Source organism: Lagierella massiliensis (assembly GCF_001407835.1).
GTDB lineage: Bacteria > Bacillota > Clostridia > Tissierellales > Peptoniphilaceae > Mediannikoviicoccus > Mediannikoviicoccus massiliensis.
The window spans coordinates 1-949 of the sequence record NZ_CYUO01000001.1; the positions used below are offsets into that span (position 1 = coordinate 1).

Sequence of the window (949 nt, forward strand, 5' to 3'; positions counted from 1 at the left end):
AACACGTAGTAGGAACATGGAAATTCACAAAAGATGAAGAACCACAACCAACAGAATACAAAGTAACCCACGAATTCAAATCAGGAACAACTGGAAAAGAATTACCAGACGAAGTAAAAGCATTATTGCCAGAAAACCAAACAGGAAAAGTAGATGGAGAAAAAGTAACTCCAACTCAACCAGAAAAAACAGAAGTACCTGTAGAAGGTGGAAAATGGATATTCAAAAACTACGATAGAACAGAAGCAACAATAAACGGAGCAGACGAAAAATTCGTAGGAACATGGGAATTCATAAAAGATGAAGAACCACAACCAACAGAATACAAAGTAACTCACGAATTCAAATCAGGAACAAAAGATAAAGACCTACCAAAAGAAGTCTTAGCATTATTGCCAAAAGACCAAGAAGGTAAAAAAGACGGAGAAAAAGTAACTCCAACTCAACCAGAAAAAACAGAAGTACCTGTAGAAGGTGGAAAATGGGTATTCAAAAACTACGATAAAGCAGAAGCAACAATAGATAAAGCAAACGAACACTTCGTAGGAACATGGGTATTTGAAGAAAATAAACCAGACCCAGCAACAGAATACAAAGTAACCCACGAATTCAAATCAGGTACACCAGGTAAAGAATTACCAGACGAAGTAAAAGCATTATTGCCAGAAAGCCAAACAGGAAAAGTAGATGGCAATACAGTCGTACCAACAGAACCAACACAAAAAGAAGTAACAACAGCAGAAGGAACATGGACATTCAAAGGCTACGACAGAACAGAAGCAACAATAAACGGAGCAGACGAACACTTTGTAGGAACATGGGAATTCACAGCAAAAGAAGACCCTAAACCAGAAACAGGAAGCGTATACGTAAAATACGTAGCAGAAGACGGAACAGTATTAGAAGAAGAAAAAGAAGTCTTAGTAAACGCAGAAGTTGGAACACCATA

At 37.6% G+C, this 949-nt stretch carries 1 protein-coding gene; it reads left to right on the forward strand.

Features of this window, described 5'->3' with window-relative positions; translation table 11 throughout:
• The coding region (locus tag BN2746_RS09050; protein ID WP_231718295.1) for an SHIRT domain-containing protein at positions 1–949 on the forward strand (949 nt) is incomplete at both ends.